Genomic DNA, 21,984 nt, shown 5'->3' with positions numbered 1-21,984 from the left:
TTATATTTGAAAATGTCGCTTTGAAAAATTCAAATACTTGCTAAAATCCCAGAATAAAGATTTTTTGAAGTACGGAGATTAACTTGACTTACTGTCTTGCGATAAAAGTGAATAAAGGGATTATTTTCGCCTCTGATTCCAGAACTAACGCGGGTGTTGATTATGTTGCTACCCAAAGTAAAATGCACAGCTTCTTGTTTCCTGAAGATCGCAGTTTATTTATTCTTACCGCTGGCAGTTTAGCAACGTCTCAAGCTGTAATTCACAAGATTCAAATGGATCTTGAAGAAGATGCAGAATTTAACCTCAAAAAAGCCAAATACATCCATCAAATTGCTGAATATGTGGGACAGTTAAGCCAAATTGAACAGAAGAAACACGAGGAAGCAATGACCCACAGTAAAATGAGTGCGGAATCGAGTTTTTTAGTGGGCGGACAAATCGCAGGCAGGCCTTGTGCTATTTTCCATGTTTATCCTCAAGGTAATTTTATTGAAGCTTCTACTGAAACGCCTTATCTCCAAATAGGCGAAAACAAATACGGTAAACCTATTTTGGATCGCGTTATTACCCCAGCAACTTCGTTAGAGGATGCAGCAAGGTGTGCTTTGGTATCGCTGGATTCAACTATTCGCAGTAATATCTCAGTAGGGCCTCCTATAGAATTAGCAATACACACTAATAACAATTTTACTGAGTGCTTCACTAATACCTATACTGTGAATTCCCCTCTGTACAAATCACTGCAAAAACAATGGAATGAAGGCCTCAAAAGAGCCTTCAAACGTTTGCCAAGATTTGAGTGGGAAAAGAAACCTAATACTTAATATTAGCTACCGCAGACGATTCAATCACTCTGTGAACAAAGTGCAGCTTATTGATGGCTGAGCTTGAAATCACAAAGGGATATGCATCGTCTAATCCCATGCTGCGATTCAATGCATTTAGAGTGATGGATAAGGTGCACCAATCATCGAACATTTGATCAAAGATGGTTTCTTCCTGTTGCTCTACCTTATGATCATGCTTCTTCAAAGGGTTTAGTAAAAGGTTTTCACCAATACTAAATTCCATATTGTTAGCTGTTTCTAAGGTATCTACCATGTGTAAATAATGGGCCCAGGTTTCAGCCCAGTCTTCCCAAGGGTGCATACTAGCATAAGCACTGATCCAAACTTTTTCCCATTCAGGAGCAGGTCCAGATTGATAATAGTTTTGTAAAGCAGCCTGATAATCTAGTCGTTCATCACCGAAGAGTGACCTAAATTCCTCGAGGAAATCTGAATTGTTAATTAATAAATCCCAGAAAAAATGGCCAGACTCATGCCTAAAATGACCAAGTAGCGTTCTGTAGCGTTCTTGGAGTTGTTCACGCATTTTTAGCCTTTTTGATGGGTCGGCTTCATCCAAATTAATGGTAATAAGACCATGACTATGACCTGTTGATACATAATCTTTGACCGTTAGTTCGTTGCCGTATTCGTCTGCTACCTGATCTTCTAGAAAAGCAAAACCCAATTTATGATTACCATGCTTAGCCACGCCTTCAAAGGGTAGCTCCAATTTCATCAGTGAATACAGCAAACGTCGTTTCGCATCTTCCATGCGATACCAGAGTTTTAGATTTCCCTCGATATTTAAATTCGGAATCGCCTGTGTCATTCGACAGGACAAACAAAGATCATCGTCATCATCGGCGTCTACTAACCAATTACAAACATTATAATGGCTATAATTTGCACACTTTTTATACAAACGGTCAGAATTAGACGCGCGATAAAGACCCTCTTCCACAGGATGAAAGTCGGTTATCTCTAGACTATCCGGTTGGAATCCTAATTCTGCATTACAGCTGACACACTGATAATTCTGGTAATTAACCCGATTACCACAGCTACAATTAAAATTTTTCAATGTTCTGTCTTAAAATTTATATACGTTTAATTAAAAGTATACTGCATTTAATTGATCATTGATTTCATTTATTCCAATTTGAGTATCATCTATAAATTCATGCAGCTTTTGCTGAGTCAACTTCGATGGATGCGCATTCAACAAATAATTCCGAATTTGACGCGTTTTATCTATTACAGGCTTATTGTTAGGTAACTGCGCCGTTGAATACTCTATTTGCTCTAATGTGTGTAACAAAGATCGCGGAAAACGAGAATCTAACATCAAAAACTCCAGTACATCTTCTCTGTTTACTCGTACCTTCACTTCTCTTCGATACATCTGATAAGCCGACATCGATTTAAGTACGCTCATCCATTGAATGTTAGCAAATGCGTAGGAATCTTCGGAAACCTCAGGTAGTAAGGACGCGGATCTTACATCTATGATACGCGTGGACATATCAGCTCTTTCTAAATTTCTTCCAATGCGCACAAATGCATAAGCATCATCATGGGTCATAGTACCCGCAAGTAAACCAGTAATGGATTGGTTTAACTGGATAATTTGATTCAAAAATCCATATCGACTACGTCTGTGGAAGGCCTCGGATTTATTTTCGGTTACGTGTAGAAATAACTTATTGATTTGTTCCCAAGCTTCTTGGGGAATAATCTCTTTTATTGTACGCGCATTTTCCCGCGCATACTTAAGTGAGCTTAAAATTGAACCTGGATTGGTTTCTTCAGCAATCATAAATTTTATGACACTCTTTTCATCCGCCTCGTCATACATTTCATAAAACAAATTTCTAAACGATAGGATATCAACGATAGGCTCCCATCCTAATTTCACACGTGTTGGTAAGTCTAATAAAAGGTGTCCATTTACATTGACCAAACGGGCAGTATTTTCCACTCGTTCTAAATAACGGGCCATCCAATAAAGATTGTTTGCAACTCTAGATAACATGCTCATTATTAACCCTCCATATCCACTATCCAGGTGTCTTTACTTCCACCACCTTGAGAAGAGTTAACGACCATAGAGCCTTTCACCAAGGCGACTCGAGTTAACCCCCCTGTGGTAACCTGAATGTCCTTGCCACTGAGAATAAAGGGGCGTAAATCCAAGTGTCTTGGTTCGACCTTTTTGTCAATCAGAGTTGGTGCAGTTGACAGGGTTAACATGGGTTGTGCAACATAATTCCTAGGATCATCTTGGATAAGTTTACGGAATTTTTCATGCTCGCTTGTAGTAGCATGAGGACCAATCAGCATACCGTAACCACCAGATTCGTTCGCCGGTTTAACTACCATGTTCTCAATATTTTCAAGCACGTATTCGCGCTCTTTTTTATTGTTGCATTTGTATGTAGGCACATTCGGTAAAATTGCCTCTTCTTTTAAATAATATTTTATAATTTCAGGCACATAGGCATACACAACTTTGTCGTCTGCAACCCCTGATCCTGGCGCATTAGCTAGGGCTACATTGCCCGCTTTCCAAGCTCGAATAATACCTTTTATGCCCAGCACCGAATCTGGATTAAACACTTCAGGATCAATAAACCAATCGTCGATACGTCTATAAATAACGTCGACTCTCGCAAGCCCACTGACGGTGCGCATATAAACACAGTCATCGTCTTTTACTACTAAGTCTGTACCAATGACTAATTCGGCACCCATTTGTTGGGCTAGATAGGCATGTTCAAAATAGGCTGAATTGTAGATACCTGGGGACAGCACTACAATTTCAGGTTCTTCAATATTTCGCGGAGATAACTCTGCAAGCATGTCATAAAGCTGTGACGGATAATCATCCACAGGCAAGATACTATATTCGGCGAACATTTCTGGGAAGACACGTTTCATTACATGCCGGTTTTCCAGCATATATGAGACACCAGATGGCACTCTAAGGTTGTCTTCTAGCACATAGATTTGACCGTCATTATCTCTAACTAAATCAGTGCCGCATATATGTGCCCAAACCCCATTTTTGGGGCTAAAGCCTTTACATTCGTGAAGGAAGTTTTTGGATTTTTTCAGTAAGCTAGCCGGGAAAACACCGTCTTTTATAATATTTTGATCATTATATAAATCGTCGATGAACATGTTTAATGCTTTAACACGTTGTTTTAAACCGCGTTCTACTTCATCCCATTCTTTTTTATCAATCAAGCGGGGAATAATATCAAACGGCCAAGTGCGGTCTATAGAGCCCTCTTCTTCATTGTAGACCCTAAAGGTAATGCCCATGGTTTGAATGGCAGATTCTGCCGCTGCTTTGAATTCACCTATCTCTCGTTCAGACAGATTCTTTAAATAGTTACACAGAATTTCGGAATATTCACGTGGCTTACCCGTTGCTCTTAACAACTCATCATGCAAACCTTTTACTTTGTAGCTGCCCCATCGAATCGCCATATGCTTCCCTATTTTTTATTGCTTATTATGTTTCTACCCAGCGAACTAGAAAAAAGTTTCCCATAAGCAGATTTTTATAAATACAACCTCAATTCACTAGGATAAATCCCAGTATAAACCCAATTTTGCCAATAAAAACACCAAATTCTGCGTATTTTTGGCGCTATCTCAATAAAAAATGCAAAAGTCACGTTTTTTTTTAAACTCTTTTCAAGCTCCAGTGAGTTTGTAAATTGTATGTTACTAATCTTGACTTTAGTTGCATTTGCAACTACTTTAGTTGCGATTGCAACTTTATGTGTTTAGGAAAATATAATGGCTGACTTATTTGACAACCCAATAGGCTTAGATGGATTTGAGTTTGTTGAATTTACTGCACCCGAAAAAGGCATCTTAGAGCCTGTTTTTACTGCCATGGGATTTACCAAAGTAGCTGTCCATCGTTCCAAAGACGTAACGCTGTGGCGACAAGGCGACATTAATTTTATTACCAATTACGAAAAATATAGCCCAGCATATTATTATGCTATCGAGCATGGCCCTTCCGCTTGTGGAATGGCATTTCGCGTTAAAGATGCACAGTTTGCCTATAACGAAGTGTTAGAGCGCGGTGCTCAACCAATGGAAATAGACACTGGCCCAATGGAACTGCGTTTACCAGCAATCAAAGGTATCGGTGGAGCAGCTTTGTATCTTATAGATCGATATAAAGGCAATGACACCATTTATGACATAGATTTTAAATGGCTTGAAGGCGTGGAAAAACACCCCGAAGGTTGTGGTTTTCACACCTTGGATCACCTTACACACAACGTCTATCGCGGTCGCATGAACTACTGGGCGAAATTCTATGAAAACTTATTCAATTTTAGAGAAATTCGCTATTTTGACATTAAAGGTGAGTACACAGGGTTATTATCAAAAGCCATGACAGCGCCAGACGGCAAAATCCGCATTCCATTAAATGAAGAAGCTGGCGGCGGCGGTGGTGGTCAAATCGAAGAATTCCTAATGAAGTACAATGGTGAGGGTATTCAACACATTGCTTTTGCTTGTGATGATCTTCCCGCTTGTTGGGATCGTTTGAAAGCCAATGGTATGAAGTTTATGACGGCACCACCAGATACTTACTACGAAATGCTAGAAGAGAGATTGCCTGGGCATGGCGAACCAACACATGAACTGCAATCAAGAGGAATACTTCTTGATGGCACAACCGCTGATGGTACCCCTAGATTGTTGCTGCAGATTTTCTCCGACACCATGTTAGGTCCAGTATTTTTTGAGTTCATTCAACGTAAAGAAGACCAAGGGTTTGGTGAAGGTAACTTCAAAGCTCTATTTGAATCCATTGAACGAGATCAGGTTGCGCGCGGCGTCATTAATAAGAAAGAGGAATCTGCATAATGAAACTGTCTCGCATTCATCACGTCGCTTATCGTTGCAAGGATGCAAAACAGACAGTGGAATTTTATCAGCAGATGTTGAACATGGATTTTCAACTTGCTATTGCCGAAGATAAGGTACCCTCTACACAAGCGCCAGATCCTTATATGCATGTCTTTTTAGATGCTGGGAATGGTAATGTATTGGCCTTTTTTGAACTGCCCAATTCTCCTGAAATGGGTAAAGATGAAAATACGCCTGCATGGGTGCAGCATATAGCGTTTGAAGTGGAATCTATGGATGATTTATTAGGCGCAAAAGAAAAGTTGGAAAACAACAATATAAAAGTCTTAGGACCAACTGATCACGGTATCTTCAAATCGATTTATTTCTTTGATCCAAATGGCCACCGTATAGAGCTAGCAGCAAACACGGGTACGCCAGAGATGATGGCTGAACTTAAACGTGTAGCGCCAGCTATGTTAGACGAGTGGTCTAAAACCAAAAAAGCACCAAAACACGCTGAATGGTTGCACAATGGGGAAGGATTTAAAGGTGCGACATCTACAGGAAACGATAAATGAAATTAGCTAGTTTACACAAAGAGCGCGATGGCCAACTTGTAGTAGTAAACCATCAGTTAACTAAAATGGTACCCGCGCAAGACGTAGCGCCGACTCTACAATATGCATTAGACAACTGGGACAAAGTTAGCGACAAGCTTCAACAACGGTATAACCAACTAAACTCTGGTGAAATCGCTGGGGAAGATTTTGACCAAACAAAGTGCGCTTCTCCGTTACCTAGAGCTTTTCAATGGGCGGATGGCAGTGCCTATGTAAATCACGTAGAACTAGTGAGAAAAGCCAGAGGAGCAGAAATGCCAGCCAGTTTTTGGACTGATCCTCTCATGTATCAAGGTGGTTCAGATAGCTTTTTAGCCCCACATGAAGATATTAAAATGCCTCAAGATGAAGGCTTCGGGATAGACTTCGAAGCGGAAGTCGCTGTGATTACAGGCGATGTGCCCATGGGCGTTAGTGCTGATGATGCATTGTCTTACGTTAGACTCATTATGATTGTAAATGATGTTTCTCTACGTGGTTTAATTCCCGGAGAATTGGCCAAAGGCTTTGGATTTTTCCAATCCAAACCATCGAGTGCTTTTAGCCCTGTGGCTGTTACCCCGTCGGAACTAGGCGATGCTTGGCAAGAAGGAAAATTACATCTACCTCTCATATCAACCCTCAACGGTGAAAAGTTCGGTGAACCTCAAGCCGGCGTTGATATGACGTTTAATTTCGGTCAGCTAATTGCCCACGCTGCTCGTACTAGACCCTTGCAGGCAGGCACTATTATTGGTTCAGGAACCGTATCCAACAAGCTTGACGGCGGTCCCGGAAAACCTTTATCAGAAGGTGGTGTTGGTTATAGCTGTATCGCCGAAATTAGAATGATTGAGACAATTGAAAACGGTCAGCCAAGTACACTATTTATGAAGTTTGGTGATCATATTTCTATCGAAATGCTTAATGCTGATGGGCAATCCATCTTTGGCGAAATTTCACAAACTGTAGTAAAAAACTAAGTATCAAATATAGGTAACAAGAAACGCTGAAGCCATTTACTTCAGCGTTTTTGTCCGTTCATTTACACTATATCCGTCTTCATCATTATTTCGCTCAAAACTGAACGCATCTTATCTGCAATAGGCACAGGTTTATTGCTCAATCTGTCAACAAAGACGTGGGTCATATTACCTATCGCACTAGGTTGTTCTGAACCTTGTTTGAACACACCAAGTTGATATTTTACCGACGAGTTGCCAAGTTTTAGAATACCTAATCCGCCAATAATCTCATCCGGATAAGCCAAACTGCTGTGATAGTTACACTCGCTATGTACCAAAACCCCAATGGTCTTACCATTATGGATATCCAGCTCGCCTTTTTCAATTAAAAACCGATTCACCACTGAATCAAAATAACTGTAATAAACCACATTATTCACATGACCATAAATATCGTTGTCGTGCCACCGAGTGGTTAACGGATAATGCACAGGAAAATCCGACAGCGTTAATAACTTAGGTTTGTTCATTCGAACGCCCTCTCATAAATGGCTAACGCATCCACATAAGTGACTTCTTTTGGATTATTCACTAGCAATCTTTGTTGCAACATTGCATCTTCAGCTAACTTCGGTAAATCATTGCGGCTAATACCCATTTCAGACAATGTGCTGGGTAAACCAAGAGACTCAATAAGAGTTTCAAGATAGAGGATCAAGCTTCGAGTTAAATCTTCTTTACTCGCATCTGTATTTACATCGGGTAGTAATAAATTGGCAATTTCAGCATACAAGTCTAAACAAGCATCAGCGTTAAAGCGCATAACATGAGGCAAAACCAGCGAATTACTCAAACCATGTGGAATATGAAAGTGTCCGCCTAATGGATATGCTAAAGCGTGCACAGCTGCAACGGGAGCATTTGCAAAGGCTTGTCCGGCAAGACAGGCACCGAACAACATGGCTTGGCGTGCAGCTAAATCCTTGCCATTGTGAGTGGCCTGATGAATATTGTCAGATAATAATGTTAGAGCCTTACACGCCAGCATGTCAGAGTATTCATTTTTCTTAAGTTTACTGGTGTAAGCTTCTATTGCATGTACCATAGCATCAATGCCAGTAGCAGCCGTTACCTGTGGAGGTAACCCAATGGTCAAACTCGCATCCAAAATCGCAATATCTGGTAGCAATACGGGAGAGACTATACCGGCTTTGGTGGTTTCCCCTGTGGTAATAATCGAAATTGGCGTTACTTCTGAACCTGTGCCTGCGGTAGTAGGAATCAGAATCAAGGGAGTTCGTCCAATAGCAACTTGGTTGACCCCATAAATATCTGCTAACCCTTGTCGCTGTTGCATTAGCACTGAGACTACTTTAGCGGTATCCATTGAACTTCCGCCGCCATAACCTATTATGGCTTGTGCGCCAAACGCAATCGCCTGCTGGGTGGCTGATAGCACAACAGCCTCGCTAGGATCTGCCTGAACATCCAAAAAGCATTCGTATTCAAAGCCCGAAAGAGATTCAGTCAGAGTTTTAAGTAAACCAACGCTTTCGATCCCTCTGTCTGAGACAATAAGAATTTTTATAGCATTTATGGCAGCAAGATATGTGGGTAACTCACCCAGACTTTCAACGCCACTGACGATTCGTGGCGTTGTCGCAAAAGAAAATGATGACATGGCTCACCCTAATTTGGTTAATTCTCGGTCGGCCTGTTGTAATTCGTTTTCCAATCGTAAAGCTTCATCAGCTCTAGGTTTCACAAAGCGCACTAATAACGAATAAAGCACAGGTGTTAAAAACAACGTAAATACAACTGCTATGCCTAACCCACCAAACACCACCCAACCGATGGCGTTACGTGCTTCTGCACCAGCTCCTGTAGATAGAATTAAAGGCAGACCACCTAACACCGTAGAAATAAGTGTCATCATGATGGGCCTAAACCTCACCTTGCCTGCGTTGATTATTGCAGAATGAATATCTTCGCCTTTGTCTCGAAGCTGATCGGCAAACTCTACCAAAAGTATCGAGTTTTTGGCTAACAATCCAATCAACAAAATTAATCCAATCTGAGAATAGACGTTTATGGATGTACCAGTGAGATAAAGGGCATACACTGCTGCAGCTATGCCAAAGGGAACCGTTAAGATAACCACTAATGCGCTCATGACACTTTCAAATTGGGCTGCCAATACTAAAAAGACGATGACAAATGCCAGTATGTAAGTCATGGTAACTTGTTGAGAAGTTTCTTCAAACGTTTGTGCTTCGCCTAAAAATACTAATCCTATATTGTCCGGCAGATTCGCTTGGGCCAGACTTCTGATTTCTTCCACTGCTGTATTAATGGCTATAGTATCCGGAAGTTCAACTTCTAACTGAATCGCTCGACGTTGGGCGTGTCTTTCTAATTCAGCGGCAACGCCTTCTTCGCTAATGTATGCGATGCTTGATAAGGGTACCAAACCGTTGTTGTTGGTTCTCACATAAAGACTGGTCAAGTCACTTGCGCTTCCTGTGTACTTGGTGCTCGATTGTAAAATGATAGGTACAGCTTGATCTCCCACATTTAAATCACCCAAGTCATCCCCTTGCACAGCAGCTCTTAAAGTTCTGCTAATATCGCTAAAGGGAACACCAAGTTCTTCAGCTCTGGTACGATCAATGTTTATTCGTAGTTGAGGTTGGGTGGGTTGATAGGAGATATCCACCGAGCCTAATTCAGGTAATGTTTCCTCTATGACCTTTGCAAAATTTAACGAGGCTGCGTAAATTTGTTCATAATCAGGTCCAGTCAAGGCAAATTGGAATCCGCCTCCTTGCCCACGTAAATTTAAACTATTAGACCCAAAAGCTCGCCCTGGTGCACCTGGCACCTGGTCTAACCCGGGTCGTAATTTATTGATAATTTCTTGTTGGCTCAGGGTACGCTCTTCCCAAGCCGCCAAAGGTGCCTGTATAAATACGATGTTTGGATCCCATCGGCCCACAACTGTATAAATACTTTCAATAGTGCCATCTTCAACAAAGGGAAGCAGCCGATCTTCTAAGTACATGGCTTGGCGATCCATAAACTCTATGCCGACTCCGTCCGGACCTCTTGCAAAGACTCTCACTGATCCTCGGTCTTCTGGTGGTAAAAGTTCGTTTTCTATGGCGTCTGTCAAAAAGTACGCACCACCAGCAATTGCAAGTGACAACACTATAATTAACCAGTTAAATTTGAGCGCCAGTTGTAAACTTTTATCATAACCAGATTGAAACCACTGACCTATACCCGCCAGCTTATTAAATATGACTCTATCTTTTGATTTCTTGATCGGAAGCTTTGCCGTTAACGCGGGTACTAAAGACAGGGCTACAAAGGAAGAAATAATTACTGCGCCTGCTAATACACCGCCAAATTCCCTAAATAACATTCCTGCGGTAGATGGCACAAAGGCTATGGGTACGAACACAGCAACCAAGACCGCTGTAGTCGCCACAACTGCGAAAAATACTTCTCTAGTACCAATGACAGCTGCAGCTCTCGCGCCCAGTCCCATTGAACGTCGACGTTGAATATTTTCGGTGACAACAATGGCATCATCAACAATTAAGCCTGTGGCTAATACCAATGCGAGTAAGGTTAATATATTAATGGAAAATCCGAGCGCCCAAATAATTGCCAAAGCACCGATCAAAGACACTGGTATTGAAAAGGCCGGCACTATAGTCGCTCTTCCTGAGCCGATAAACAGCCACAAGGTTAATACCACCAGCACTACAGTCAACCCTAGAGAAACCAGTACTTCGGTAACTGAACTACGAATGAATTGAGCATCGTCATTGGTCACGGAAATCTCTAGATCACTGAACCGATCATCTATTTCATCTACCATTGCCAATACTGCATCGGAGATTTCAATGGTGTTAGATTTCGCTTGTCGAATAATACTCACACCGATCACCGGCGTTCCATTTAAACGCACGTAACTGCCAGGGTCATCGGGTCCAAAATATACTGTGGCAACATCGCCTATTTTGGTGTCGCCTCTGATCACTATGTTTGCAATCTCTGAAGCTTGAGTTGAGGAAGCGTCAGCCCTAACGATAAGCTGTTGATCGCTGGAGCGAAGACTTCCAGCAGGGACATCAAAGGGGGCTAATTCAAGGGCCTGAGCAACTTCGGTCATGGACAAATTAAAGCTTGTTAACCTAAGTGGATCCACCGTCACGCGCAAAATGCGTTGTCTAGCACCATCTAATTGGACATCAGCGACGCCAGGAATACTCAAAAATAAAGGGGCAAGGTCAGTTTCTAAGCGCTCAGTTAAGGTTTCTAGATCCAAAAACGGGCTTGATACTGCGAGGTCAACAACTCCTTGAGCATCGTCGTCAGCTTTTACGATGGATAATTGTTCAACATCTGCTGGTAATTCTCGCTGTACTCGACTTACCGCTTCTCGAGTTTCATTGGCAGCATCTTCAATATTAACCCCAGGTCTAAATTCAACTCGAACTCTGGAATTGCCTTCTTCACTATTTGCCCGAATACTTTTAACACCGCTGACCCTAGCGACAGCGCCTTCAAGTCTGCTTGTAACTTCTGAATCAACGGTTTCAGGAGAGCCGCCAGGATAATTAGCTCTGACTGACACTACAGGTCTATCAACGTCGGGGAGTTCCCGAACCTCAACACCCATAATAGCGGATATACCAGCAATAATAATCAGTAGATTTAGAACAACAATAAGGACCGGACGGCGAATACTTAAGGAAGGTAGATCATTACCCTTGTCATTGGTTTCCATCATCCGCTTGTGGCCTCATTCAGGCGCGCACGCGATAGTGGCGCAGCTTTCGCGATGACTTCCGCATCGACCTCCTGTCCTTCTCTCAAACGTTGAATGCCTTCAGCAATAAGCATTTGGCCTTGTAATAGTTCACCTGAAACTAGAATGCGTCCTCGCAACCTTTGTTGAACTTGCACCGATACTTTTTGCGCTTGACCATCAACCGCCAACCATACGTAAGCACCGTTTGTTCCCCATGCGAGCGCTGCTTCTGGTACTGACACAAAACGCTCACCTTCAGCGCTAAGTTTCACCCGGAAACTCATACCCGGTCTAAAAGCGTCTTCTGTGTTTTCAAAAATAGCCCTAACGCGCAGCGTTCTATCTTCTTCGGATATTCGAGAATCTAATTGGGCAATATTAGCAATGATGCTTTCGTTTCTATTTGACCATGGTTGCAACACAACTTCAGGGTCGTTATTTAATTCCACTATAGATGCTTCTGGCGCAGCAAAATTCACATACAAAGCACTTCTGTCATCTAGGGTGGTGACGGGAGTTTGAATGTTGATGCGATCTCCTACTTCAATCTCGGTAAAACCGACAATTCCAGCAAAAGGAGCTCTTAAAATACGGTCATCAAGTTCTGTCTGCGCTTGCTCTAACGCAATTTCTGCTAATTTCACCAAGGTTTCGGTGTCATCTAACTGGCTTTGAGTAACCGCTCCTCTATCTAAACTTTCTTTAATCCGATTAAAATTGCGCTTGGCATCTTGTAGTTCAATTTTCGCCCGTTCAATAGCGATACGTTGACGTCTATTGTCTAACTCAAGCAGGATGTCACCTTCGCCGACCTGCTGACCTGGTACAAAGTTTATTTTAGTAACACGATCGGCAACTGCTGGATACAAAGTCACAGAGCGGACAGCTTCAGCTGTACCAACAGCCTCTATTTCCAATAAAGCACTTTCAAAGCTTAAAGGCTCTACTAGCACTTTTGATGCTCGTGGAGACATCTGTGCTAAAGTGATTTGACTAACCAGCAGTAAAGTTGAAAATAATAACGCTCGATTCATGTAAATAAGTGCCCTTTGTTGCTACTATCGGGATACGGTGTGGGGGGCTGACTAGATCAGGCCTGATTTTATATCGTTTTCTTGACAATATAGTTATGATTGATCATTAAACTCAAGATTTTACTCTTTTAATCATCATCTGTCATTTTTAATCATATTCAAACGAGCTGGTCTAATGTCAAAAACGTTTTCTATTATCTTGTTATCACTTTCAGTTTTGGTACTTCAATCTTGCACTTCAACAGCTAATCAGGGCAATTCGGAAGTCTTATACCTTGACCCAGACTGGCTATTACCGGAGCGAGATGAGGTAGTTAGAGGAACTTTGGACAATGGATTAGCCTATTATGTTCATAAAAATGATAGACCAGAAGATTATGTCGAGCTAAGACTCGTAATTAAGGCTGGGTCAATTCAAGAAGAGGAAGCACAAAGAGGTTTTGCCCATTTCGCAGAACACATGGCATTTAACGGTACTGAGGATTTTGAAAAGCAACAAATCATAGAGTTTGTTGAATCCATAGGCATGCAATTTGGTGCACATTTGAATGCCTACACTAGTTTTGATGAAACGGTTTATCAGCTGTCTATACCCACAGAAAATCCTGAAAATATTCGAACTGGCATGAAGATCCTTGAAAATTGGGCGCATAAAATATCCTTCGATGCCTTAGATATCGATCAGGAAAGAGGCGTAGTTCTAGAGGAATGGCGCTCCAGAAAAGGGGTTGGAGAGCGCATCCAAAATGCCAGTATTCCGGTTAATTTTGCTGGCACAGACTATCCCAACAGGCTCCCCATTGGACTTGCCGATATCATCGAAAATGGTACCCATGAAGACCTCATTCGATTTTATGATACCTGGTACCGTCCTGATAGTATGGCCGTGGTTGTAGTGGGCGACATAGTACCGGAAGAAATAGAAACCTTGATTAAACAGGAATTTTCTGCAATCCAAAATCCTGATACAGAGGTTACTAAGAAACCGCAAATATTCACTCAATATGCTGCCCCTGAATTTATTATTTTCACCGATGAAGAACTCACTAGTCCTCATGTAAATATAAATTTCCGAGTCGATCGACAGCACATAACAGACATCGGTAGTTTTCGCCAAGAAATTATCGATACCTTGGCCTCTAGCATTGTATCAGAGCGTTTGAGTAAGCTTATTTGGCAACAGGAAAATTCTTTTACTACCTTCAATGTGGGCCAATACCCGATGGGCCAACAATATGTTTATTCGGTCCGATTCACACCAAAAGATGGACAAATAGATGCCGCTTACCAAGCCATTTTGAATGAAATACGCCGCATTCACCAACATGGGTTTAGTGAACAAGAAGCGCAAAGGCAAAAACAATTGTTAATCAATGATATGGTTAACGCCATTAAAAAAGAAAAAACTACGGATAGCAGGGCCTTCGCCCAACAATATATAAATCACTTTTTAAAGGGCACAGGCATTGCCAGTCAAACCCAATATTTTGGCATCGTCAATAATATTCTTCAGGACATAGATTATGAGGATATTACTGAATCTTTTGTTGAAAGAACCAACAAAAATGATGCTGTCGTGATGATAACTGCACCAGATGAATCTGCTGCCAGTATTCCTTCTGAGCAACAACTAGCCTTACTTTGGAATAATACAAAACAAGAACAAATAGCGGATGTTGAATTCGAAGAAATTCCTGATTCTCCTTTGCCTGCGCCACCAACCCCGGGAGAAATCGTAGCAACCGATTTTGACGAAACCCTTGAAGTGCATGAATGGCAACTATCCAACGGCGCTACAGTGTATGTTAAAAAAACGGATTTCAAAGACAATCAAATACTGATCCAAGCAGTGAGTAAAGGCGGTTACTCAATGATAACTGACGAAGAATATTTAAAAAGCTTTGGCATGATGACCAGTATAGGCTCGCTAGGGCTTGGGCAATTAGATGCCGAACAATTTAATCAGTACATGCAAGATAAGCGATTTAGAATCACGACTAAACTAGACAGTTATTCTGAAAGCATAAGTGGTTTTACAGATAACGAGCAATTGGACGATTTTTTACAAGTTTTTCATGCCAATTTTGTAGCTCCCAGACCAGACGAAGAGCGATTTAATTGGATCCGCGAATTGTATCGCCCTGACATTGAAAAACGCTTGAACAATCCCACTGCCTATTTCTATAAAAAGATTCGAGAAGCTATTACTTCAGAAAATCCCAGATTTGTTGAACTTGACTTGGAAAAACTCGAACAGCAGGATTTTAATACCACCTTTAATACCCGTAAAAGAGCATTTGAAAATGCTGCAGACTTTAATTTTATTATAGTCGGCGATCTAAACTTAGAGACGTTAGAAGAGTTGGTGAAAACCTATATCGCCAGTCTCCCAGCTTCTGATATTTTGGACCCTCTAAAAGCATTGCCTGATTATGACCACAAGGGCGTTGCCAAAGTTAACGTGAAAAAAGGCGCTGAACCAAAAGCCACTGTGATCATGCAACAATGGGAACAAGCCGAATGGTCGCAAAAAAATAACCTTGCTTTTCATGGCTTAATCTATAGCTTGCGCCAAACTCTTCGCAACCGCCTTCGGGAAGAACTTTCTGGCGTTTATTCGGTAAATGTTTACGGAAATTTTGAACTCTGGCCCTACGAGGAATTTTCGCTGTCGGTGAGCTTTACTTGTGATCCTGAAAGAGTCGATGAATTAATTGGTGAGGTGCAAACGATTTTCGCCAATTATCGTGAAGGCGGCTTCCCACAGGAACATGTTGAAAACTATAAATCTTACGCTCAAGCAACCCGAGAACGATATCTAAAAGACAATGGTTTTTGGTTCAATTATTTAGCGAGTAGATTTAATCCGCGCTCGCCAGTATTGCCCATTAACGAATATGAAACATTAGTGGATAACATCAGCGCGGAAGATTTAAATGCTGCGGCAAAACGCCATTTGCAATATACCGATGGTTACATTGCAACGCTAACCCCTGAAATCAGCAGCGAAGAAGGACTTGAAGCCGAGACAGATTAAATTAAAAGGGCAAAATGGGAAAGATTAAACGCCGCACAAGCCTGTGCCGTGCTTTTTTGCGAGAATCTGGTGAAGTAAGCTGCTTGGCTGCACCTAAACCAAACGCAAGTAGAAGTCCTCGCGGCGAAACAATATAGTCTTTGGTTTTTTGTTTTGCATCCGCTAGCTTAGCTTTATACGCGACTGCTGATTTGGCGTATTCCAGTGAATCTTGATGGACTGCTTTTTTCTGTTGTTTGACTTTCGAAAACATGGCTACACCTCCAAATTTGATTATTGAGTTTCACTAGCAGATTGGCCAGATAAGAGTCGGCGAGACTCTCGCATTTTACACAACGCAAAATACTGTTTTGCTTTGCGCACAAACCAGTAGCACAAGGTGACGTTTATAAGTAAAACAATAGAGATTGCCCACGGATGGGAAATGTATAAGGCAATTAACGAAACTGCCAACGCGTTAATTAAAAACCATCCCATAATGCCTGCTATCAATGCGCCCATTAACAAGCTCAAGGTCGCAATGAATGAATTAAACGCCAGTCGACTCTCACGAGCCACTAATCCGCGGAATTTATCCAACTGATTGAGTTTTGCGTCAAACACTTCCACAATGCTGTCTATCACGTCGATTAAGCCCAAGGTATCTGCGCTGTTTACGTTTGCGGAAGACGGATCTACTTTAGAACGAGAATTTTCTGGGTTTTCATCAGCAGAAGCAAAGGCCGCGTCTGCGGCCGTTTGCTGCGTTACTTTTTTACGCTCGTCGCTGGTCATTTCTAATACCTTGACGTGGACAAATTATTTACGACGAATCAGCGAAGCTGCCATAGCACCTAGAGCAAATGCGATACCCGCGGTTGCTACTGGATTTTCTGTTGCGTAGCGTTTAATAGCTGATTCTTTCCATGCCTTAGTTGCACGTTCCTTCCCTTCGACAATAGATTCGCTTCCGCGAGCGGCACCATTGCGCATAGAAGTTTCAGCGTAGGCAGCTTTCTCAGCTAATGCATCAACAGACTTGTGTAAGGTTTCGCGTACTGAGTCAGATACTGGATGCTCATTTTGCGTTACCTTTGGCTTAATTTTAGGGTTTGTAGTTGCATTTTTTTCAGTTGCAGCACTCATGGTTCTCTCCTTTTATAGAAAACAATTTAAAATCAATTACTGGATGGGTAGCATGAACTTAGCGTTTACCAATGATGTAAATCGCGTGAATGATTCCAGGGATATATCCCAAAATCGTCAGTAGAATATTTAGCCAAAATTGACCGGTTAATCCCACTTGAAGGAACACGCCAAGAGGGGGTAGTAAGATGGCGAAAATAATTCTGATCAAATCCATGCTGGTTCTCCTTAATGTTTGGTACTTTTTATTAAACAACTAACATGCCAATGATTAACCAATTGATTTAATTGGCTTAATTTAATAATCATTAAGAATTAAATACCTTATCCTTGTGAAATCTACATGCACTATCGAAAAATTTACAAAATGAGGTACCACCAGCCAAGCAGATAATTCATGACATTTGTCATATGAAAAAACTGATCTTTGTGAATACATTTTTAAATCGAAAAACTGGACAATTTAGCTCACTTGATTAGCTTGGACATTCAGATATGCAAACATTAACCTTGGAACAACAAAGAGAGATATTTAAACAAAAACGCTTTATCGCAATGCCTATCGCCGGTACTTTGGTTTGGGCGGGTATTGGATTAGTATCTCCCTTTATCAGTGATTTCTTGAAAGTTTGGATCTTGTATATAGGCACAGGGTCGATTTTTTATATAGGCGCCGCTTTGTCCTACATTACTGGAGAACGTTTCTTTGACAAAGGGAATGCTAAAACATCCTTTGACGGTCTTTTTTATGTCGGCATGATTATGTCACTTATGGTATTTGCTATTGCTATCCCTGTAGGGACTATAGATCACACAACCATTCCATTGAGTGTAGGTATTTTAACGGGGCTGATGTGGATGCCGTTATCTTGGGCAATTCAACATTGGGTTGGTTATTTCCATACTGTAGCGAGAACTCTATTGGTTTTGGGCGCATGGTTCTTATTTCCTGAGCACAGATATGAAGCTATTTCTCTGGTAATTGTTTTAATTTATATTGTTAGTTTAGTTGCCCTAGAAAGGCGTTATCGCAAAGTAAGACGCGAGCACAATGCCAGTAATCAGCATCAAAACAATATGCTAGAGCAGACAAATTAATCCATTTCTAGCTTAAAAACTTGGGAGTATTAGCAAGCGATGACAATGACAACTAACTTTCACCCCCCTCTTTTGGGTAAAGGAGTAAAGAAAAAGTGGTCCTATTCATCGCTGATATTTTCTCTGTTTTATTTTGTACCCCTGTTTTTTATGCCAAAGGTGGAGGTCAATGACATTATTCTCGCTTTGGTATTTTATTCAGGTTTTATTGTTGGTTATTTGATTTGCATTCATCTAAGTTTTAACAAGCTAAAATACGGTCTAGTACCATTATTTTGTCTTATTTGTATTGCCAGTTGGTTCAATTTAGGCGGTGCTTTTTTATTTGCCTTTGCGAGTTTTATTAGCGGTTATTACTACAAGCCATCTATTGCTATACCGATAAATTTAGCAATTCTTGCTTGGTTAGTGATGCTGTACTTCTCCAACCTTCAAACGCAGGTTTATTTCGTAGGTGTAGCGGCAATTAATGTACTAGTGATGTTCGGTTTCGGCTTTATGGAACGCAATGAAACTATTCACAGACAAAAAGACGCTCAAACTCAAGAGGCAATGGCGCGCTTAAGTACAGTAGCCGAAAGGGAGCGAATAGGTCGAGATTTACATGATTTGGCTGGGCATGCGCTGAGTGGTATATCGTTAAAAGCACAAGTGGCCAATAAAATGCTGGAAAAGCAAAGATACGACGATGTTAAAGCGGAACTCAAAGATTTAGTGCAACTTTCTCAAAGTTTATTAAGCGAAATTCGACAAGCGGTTTCTGATATGAAACGCCTCAGTTTAGAAAATGAAATCGATAAAGCTGTTCAATTATTAAAGGAGAAAGGCTTTAGCACTACCGTTGATATAGCGTCTGAGATAATTTCTCAATTAACCCCATATGAAGAAACTAACCTAGCACTTTTTTTAAAAGAAGCGGTAACTAATATCTTGCGTCATAGCGACGGAGATCAAGTTTGGGTTCAATTGAATCGCGAAAATCAAGGCTTGCGACTTGGAATCAAAGACAACGGAAAATTAGATGACTTCATAGCTGGCAATGGCATTAAAGGCATGCAAGAACGGGCGCAATTGTTGGGCGGTGAACTATCTATCGAGGTAAACAACGGGATGTACTTATGTTTGCAACTAGATACAAAAAATAATCTGGAGGTTAAAGCATGACGAAGATTTTGGTGGTTGAAGATCAGGTGCTGGTGAGAGATGCAATAGCTACCCTATTATCTTTGGAAGATGATCTGACAGTGATTGGGAAATGTTCAAATGGGCAAGAAGCCATTGACTGGTTAGAACAAAATACCTGCCCCGATATTATCTTAACCGATATTGAAATGCCCCATGTATCAGGCATTGCATTAGCTGAGCAAGTGCTATCAAGCTATGACACCAAGGTGATTATAATGACCACTTTTGCAAAACCAGGGTATATTAGCCGCTCCCTAAAACTCGGCGTTTCTGGTTTCATTTTAAAAGAAGCAAATAGCGACTATCTAATTGCCAGTATAAAAAAAGTAATTTCTGGTAAAAAAGTGGTCGATCCTGAACTTGCCATGATGGCACTTGAAGACAAAAATCCATTATCTACCAAAGAAGGGCGAGCGCTCGAATTAGCCGGTCAGGGCGTAAAAACACAGGAGATTTCACAAAAACTGTTTTTATCTGAAGGCACCGTCCGCAACTACTTATCCGATGCTATTGCGAAACTAAACGCAACTAATCGCATAGATGCTTATCGAATTGCCAAACAAAAAGGCTGGTTATAGCACAAGATTTATATGGGCAAATGGTCTGTAAATGTTGAACCTTTAAGCGCCCACTGCTACTGTAATGCCAAAATATTTATAAGTTGCACAGCATGTCATTACAATCTTTTATCGCACTGTTTCTCATTCTATTTGTAGTTGGATGTTCTCATCACCCTCAATCGCCACTTAAAAACCCGATTAAAAAGCAACAACAGGCAGTTGCTATGCCGGATAAGTTTGCAGCAGATGTAGCCGAACAGATATTAGATAAAGGCGGAAATGCCATAGATGCAGCCATTGCTGCACAATTTAGTCTTGCAGTTACTTTTCCAGAAGCTGGCAACATTGGTGGCGGCGGATTTATGGTAGTGCACTATGAAGGAAAGAGCGATTTCTTAGATTATCGTGAACAGGCGCCAGCAGCAGCATTTACCGATATGTACATCAACGAAAATGGTGAAGTTGACCCTTATAAATCGATTTTTGGTGCCTTAGCTTCTGGTGTTCCAGGCACTGTCGCTGGTATGTGGGCGGCGCACGAAAAATATGGCTCTCTGCCTTGGGAAGATCTAGTCGCTCCAGCCATCAAGCTTGCAGAAGAAGGCTTTGTGGTACCTGATAAACTTGAGGCGCATATCATTGGCTACATAAGCCGTTTAAAGCAAAACAACATTGAGGTCAATTTTGCCAAATATTTTGCTCATGCCCAAGCGAACAAAGTATTTAAACAGCCTGCTTTAGCTGAAACACTTAAACGCATTCAAAACGCTGGCCGCGATGGTTTCTACAAAGGAGAAACTGCCCGTTTAATTAGCCAGTTTATGCTTGAACATGATGGATTAATTACCGAAGCAGATCTAGCCGGCTACGAAGCAAAATGGCGTGAACCTATTAAGTCAACTTGGCGTGGATATACCCTAGTCAGCGCCGCACCCCCCTCTTCTGGTGGCATAGCGATTAATCAGTGGTTACAAATGTATGACTTAGTTAAAGACAAAGGTATTGAGTTCAAGCATAACGATTTACTTTATACCCACGTGTTGTCTGAGATTGGTAAACGCGTATTTGCCGATAGAGGTGAGTATTTGGGCGATCCTGATTTTTACACCGTGCCAAGTGCTGCATTATTAACTGATGACTATTTAGCTCAGCGGGCCGAAGAAGTTTCATTAGATTCCATATCGGTTACCGAAGAGGTTAAGCCAGGATTACCAGAAAGTGAAGATACAACGCATTTTTCAATTGTCGATAAATTTGGTAATGCTGTGTCTAACACAACTACCATTAATTTAGGCTTTGGTAGCGGCATGGTTGTCGATGGTGCAGGTTTCCTATTGAATGACGAAATGGACGATTTTAGTGCCAAACCCGGTGTTCCAAACTTCTTTGGTGCTATTGGTGGTGTGGCCAACGAAATACAGCCACATAAGAGAATGTTAAGTTCAATGACGCCAACAATAGTATTGGAAGGCAATAAAATAAAAATGGTTACTGGCTCTCCAGGTGGTACAACAATACTGACGTCTGTTTATCAAAGTATTTTAAATGCATTAGAATTTAATTTACCCGTCCAAAAAGTGGTAGATTCGCCACGATTCCATCATCAATTATTGCCCAAAAACGAAATTCGCTATCATAGTGGCTTTGCAAAAGACGTTTTAGCTGAGCTAGAAGCTATGGGTTATACCACCCGACAAAGTCGATTTGGCGATCTTCATGTAATTATCGTGCGCGATGGTGACTTACAAGCAGCATCTGAATCGAATGGTAGAGGTGAAGCTAGAGTGATGCGTACCGACTGGTTTGGCAAGATGTTTAATTTGCACTAAGCATTTGAGGGCT

20 protein-coding genes are annotated in these 21,984 nt (G+C 41.3%); 9 read left to right on the top strand and 11 right to left on the bottom strand.

Annotation, left to right across the window (positions count from 1 at the left end; all coding sequences use genetic code 11):
• Positions 1 to 83 precede the first annotated feature (83 nt).
• Positions 84 to 827 (top strand): peptidase, encoded by a 744-nt coding sequence (locus ACNKW3_RS09200; RefSeq protein ID WP_427399000.1) that lies wholly within the window; start codon positions 84 to 86, stop codon positions 825 to 827.
• On the opposite strand, the gene ACNKW3_RS09195 is transcribed toward ACNKW3_RS09200, so the two are convergent.
• The 3 genes from ACNKW3_RS09195 to ACNKW3_RS09185 are packed head-to-tail and all read right to left on the bottom strand — an operon-like array spanning position 817 to position 4,325.
• Positions 817 to 1,914, bottom strand: a complete 1,098-nt coding sequence (locus ACNKW3_RS09195) for a zinc-binding metallopeptidase family protein (protein ID WP_427398999.1) — start codon at positions 1,912 to 1,914, stop codon at positions 817 to 819. The two genes, ACNKW3_RS09200 and ACNKW3_RS09195, sit on opposite strands and share 11 nt — an antisense overlap.
• Positions 1,915 to 1,944: 30 nt before the next feature.
• Positions 1,945 to 2,871, bottom strand: a complete 927-nt coding sequence (locus tag ACNKW3_RS09190) for an alpha-E domain-containing protein (RefSeq protein ID WP_427398998.1) — start codon at positions 2,869 to 2,871, stop codon at positions 1,945 to 1,947.
• A 2-nt stretch (positions 2,872 to 2,873) separates the two neighbouring features.
• Positions 2,874 to 4,325, bottom strand: coding sequence for a circularly permuted type 2 ATP-grasp protein (locus tag ACNKW3_RS09185; protein ID WP_427398997.1), 1,452 nt, complete (start codon positions 4,323 to 4,325; stop codon positions 2,874 to 2,876).
• Positions 4,326 to 4,640: 315 nt separating this feature from the next.
• On the opposite strand from ACNKW3_RS09185, the gene hppD reads away from it, so the two are divergent.
• From hppD to ACNKW3_RS09170, 3 genes are read left to right on the top strand one after another with little or no spacing between them, the layout of a single operon-like run.
• Positions 4,641 to 5,732 carry a 4-hydroxyphenylpyruvate dioxygenase gene (hppD, locus tag ACNKW3_RS09180; protein ID WP_427398996.1) on the top strand — a complete coding sequence of 364 codons (1,092 nt, stop codon included), beginning with the start codon at positions 4,641 to 4,643 and terminating at the stop codon, positions 5,730 to 5,732.
• Complete coding sequence (locus ACNKW3_RS09175; protein ID WP_427398995.1) at positions 5,732 to 6,295, top strand: VOC family protein; 564 nt, start codon at positions 5,732 to 5,734, stop codon at positions 6,293 to 6,295. Before hppD ends, ACNKW3_RS09175 begins: the two co-directional genes overlap by 1 nt.
• Positions 6,292 to 7,299: a fumarylacetoacetate hydrolase family protein gene (locus tag ACNKW3_RS09170; RefSeq protein ID WP_427398994.1), complete on the top strand. Its 1,008-nt coding sequence runs from the start codon at positions 6,292 to 6,294 to the stop codon at positions 7,297 to 7,299. The genes ACNKW3_RS09175 and ACNKW3_RS09170 overlap by 4 nt, the downstream gene beginning before the upstream one ends.
• Before the next feature lie 62 nt (positions 7,300 to 7,361).
• Here the strand turns inward: ACNKW3_RS09170 and ACNKW3_RS09165 are convergent, their stop codons facing one another.
• Genes ACNKW3_RS09165 through ACNKW3_RS09150 form a run of 4 tightly spaced genes read right to left on the bottom strand, consistent with a single transcriptional unit; the run spans position 7,362 to position 13,137 of the window.
• Positions 7,362 to 7,811, bottom strand: coding sequence for an acyl-CoA thioesterase (locus ACNKW3_RS09165; protein WP_427398993.1), 450 nt, complete (start codon positions 7,809 to 7,811; stop codon positions 7,362 to 7,364).
• Positions 7,808 to 8,962 carry an iron-containing alcohol dehydrogenase gene (locus ACNKW3_RS09160; protein WP_427398992.1) on the bottom strand — a complete coding sequence of 385 codons (1,155 nt, stop codon included), beginning with the start codon at positions 8,960 to 8,962 and terminating at the stop codon, positions 7,808 to 7,810. Before ACNKW3_RS09160 ends, ACNKW3_RS09165 begins: the two co-directional genes overlap by 4 nt.
• Positions 8,963 to 8,965: 3 nt before the next feature.
• A complete protein-coding gene (locus ACNKW3_RS09155; protein WP_427399156.1) occupies positions 8,966 to 12,079 on the bottom strand; it encodes an efflux RND transporter permease subunit in 3,114 nt (1,037 codons plus the stop codon).
• Positions 12,079 to 13,137, bottom strand: a complete 1,059-nt coding sequence (locus ACNKW3_RS09150) for an efflux RND transporter periplasmic adaptor subunit (protein WP_427398991.1) — start codon at positions 13,135 to 13,137, stop codon at positions 12,079 to 12,081. Before ACNKW3_RS09150 ends, ACNKW3_RS09155 begins: the two co-directional genes overlap by 1 nt.
• Positions 13,138 to 13,312: 175 nt before the next feature.
• Here ACNKW3_RS09150 and ACNKW3_RS09145 point away from each other — a divergent pair, with 175 nt between their 5' ends.
• A complete protein-coding gene (locus ACNKW3_RS09145; RefSeq protein WP_427398990.1) occupies positions 13,313 to 16,174 on the top strand; it encodes a M16 family metallopeptidase in 2,862 nt (953 codons plus the stop codon).
• Position 16,175: 1 nt separating this feature from the next.
• On the opposite strand, the gene ACNKW3_RS09140 is transcribed toward ACNKW3_RS09145, so the two are convergent.
• The 4 genes from ACNKW3_RS09140 to ACNKW3_RS09125 are packed head-to-tail and all read right to left on the bottom strand — an operon-like array spanning position 16,176 to position 17,516.
• The gene (locus tag ACNKW3_RS09140) at positions 16,176 to 16,427 is read right to left on the bottom strand and encodes a hypothetical protein (protein WP_427398989.1); all 252 of its coding nucleotides are present in this window, start codon (positions 16,425 to 16,427) and stop codon (positions 16,176 to 16,178) included.
• A 20-nt stretch (positions 16,428 to 16,447) separates the two neighbouring features.
• A complete protein-coding gene (locus ACNKW3_RS09135) occupies positions 16,448 to 16,948 on the bottom strand; it encodes a hypothetical protein (RefSeq protein WP_427398988.1) in 501 nt (166 codons plus the stop codon).
• A gap of 24 nt (positions 16,949 to 16,972) precedes the next feature.
• Positions 16,973 to 17,299, bottom strand: a complete 327-nt coding sequence (locus ACNKW3_RS09130; protein ID WP_427398987.1) for a DUF883 domain-containing protein — start codon at positions 17,297 to 17,299, stop codon at positions 16,973 to 16,975.
• Positions 17,300 to 17,357: 58 nt separating this feature from the next.
• Positions 17,358 to 17,516 carry a YqaE/Pmp3 family membrane protein gene (locus ACNKW3_RS09125; RefSeq protein WP_427398986.1) on the bottom strand — a complete coding sequence of 53 codons (159 nt, stop codon included), beginning with the start codon at positions 17,514 to 17,516 and terminating at the stop codon, positions 17,358 to 17,360.
• Positions 17,517 to 17,794: 278 nt separating this feature from the next.
• Here ACNKW3_RS09125 and ACNKW3_RS09120 point away from each other — a divergent pair, with 278 nt between their 5' ends.
• The 4 genes from ACNKW3_RS09120 to ggt all read left to right on the top strand — a co-directional run bounded on the left by ACNKW3_RS09120 (position 17,795) and on the right by ggt (position 21,971).
• Positions 17,795 to 18,397 (top strand): DUF7010 family protein, encoded by a 603-nt coding sequence (locus ACNKW3_RS09120; RefSeq protein ID WP_427398985.1) that lies wholly within the window; start codon positions 17,795 to 17,797, stop codon positions 18,395 to 18,397.
• 45 nt (positions 18,398 to 18,442) lie between these two features.
• The gene (locus ACNKW3_RS09115; RefSeq protein WP_427398984.1) at positions 18,443 to 19,561 is read left to right on the top strand and encodes a sensor histidine kinase; all 1,119 of its coding nucleotides are present in this window, start codon (positions 18,443 to 18,445) and stop codon (positions 19,559 to 19,561) included.
• Entirely contained in the window at positions 19,558 to 20,160 is a 603-nt protein-coding gene (locus ACNKW3_RS09110) for a response regulator transcription factor (RefSeq protein ID WP_427398983.1), read from the top strand. Before ACNKW3_RS09115 ends, ACNKW3_RS09110 begins: the two co-directional genes overlap by 4 nt.
• 92 nt (positions 20,161 to 20,252) lie before the next feature.
• Positions 20,253 to 21,971: a gamma-glutamyltransferase gene (gene ggt / locus ACNKW3_RS09105; RefSeq protein WP_427398982.1), complete on the top strand. Its 1,719-nt coding sequence runs from the start codon at positions 20,253 to 20,255 to the stop codon at positions 21,969 to 21,971.
• Positions 21,972 to 21,984: the final 13 nt, after the last annotated feature.

It is taken from the genome of Glaciecola sp. 1036 (genome assembly GCF_050306235.1).
Taxonomy (GTDB): Bacteria; Pseudomonadota; Gammaproteobacteria; order Enterobacterales; family Alteromonadaceae; genus Glaciecola.
Note: the sequence above shows the minus strand (reverse complement) of the source record. Positions and strands in the feature narration are given on the sequence as shown.